Below are 1,272 nucleotides of genomic sequence, written 5' to 3' on the forward strand. Positions count from 1 at the left end.
CCCAGCCGCTGCCCGCGGTATCGGCACGGTGGTCAAAGCAGCCCGTGAATACCTCACCCACCACCTGCCCGACTACATGGTCCCCTCCGCCATCACGGCCCTCCACCGGCTGCCACTGACACCCAACGCAAAACTCGACCGCAAGGCACTCCCCAAACCCGACCACCTGCCCACCACGAACACCCGCTACCCCCGCACCCCCCAAGAACAGACCCTCGCCACACTCTTCGCCGAAATACTCGGCATCGACCGGGTCGGCATCGACGACAACTTCTTCGACCTCGGCGGACACTCCCTCCTCATCACACGCTTGGTAAGTCGGATTCGAAGCACGCTCGGGGTGGAAGTCCGGATTGCCGCGGTATTTGAGGCGCCCACTGTGGCCGAACTGGCGGTTCACCTCACGAACGGCAGCCAGACCCGCAAGGCGTTGCTACCGATGCCACGCCCAGAGGTGATCCCTCTCTCGTTCGCCCAGCGCCGCCTGTGGTTCCTGCACAAGCTGGAGGGCCGGACGGCGACGTACAACATGCCCCTGGCCTTCCACCTCACCGGCTCGGTGGATCCGCATGCGCTGCACGCAGCGCTGCGTGACGTGGTGGAACGCCATGAGCCGCTGCGCACTGTCTTCACCGAAGTCGGAGGCGAGCCGTGCCAACTGGTGCTGGACGGCACGGACCGGAACTTCGTGTGGGAGCACCGCGTGGTCGCAGCGGACGAGCTTTCGGCTGAGCTCGAGGAAGCGGCCCGTTATGGCTTCGATCTCTCCACCGAAGTACCCGTTCGCGTCTCGCTGTTCGAGGTGAGCAAGAGCGAGAGCGTGCTGCTGCTGTTGCTCCACCACATCGCGGCGGACGGCTGGTCCATGGCTCCGCTGGCCCGCGACCTGGTCGCCGCCTACGCGGCACGTGCGCAGCGCAGCTTTCCGCGATGGTGCGCTCTGCCGGTCCAGTACGTCGACTACACCCTGTGGCAGCGTGAACTGCTGGGGGACGAGTCCGATCCGGAAAGCGCCTATACCCAGCAGATCGAGTACTGGCGGCGGCAGTTGACCGGGCTGCCGGAGTTGGTGACTTTCCCCACGGACCGTCCTCGACCGACCGTCGCCACCTACAAGGGCACCCATCTCGAATTCGAGCTGAGCCCCGAGCTCCATCAAGGGCTGATACGGCTGGCGCAGGTGTCGGGCAGTACGGTGTTCATGGTGCTGCAGGCGGGAATGGCGGCGCTTCTGACCCGTCTTGGTGCCGGCCACGACATTCCCCTGGGCAG

Annotated in this window: 1 protein-coding gene; it reads left to right on the forward strand. The window is 65.6% G+C overall.

Annotated elements, in window-relative coordinates:
• The coding region (locus tag ABZ478_RS39290; RefSeq protein ID WP_359557589.1) for a condensation domain-containing protein at positions 1 to 1,272 on the forward strand (1,272 nt) is incomplete at both ends.

This window comes from Streptomyces sp. NPDC005706 (assembly GCF_040631045.1).
Taxonomy (GTDB): Bacteria; Actinomycetota; Actinomycetes; order Streptomycetales; family Streptomycetaceae; genus Streptomyces.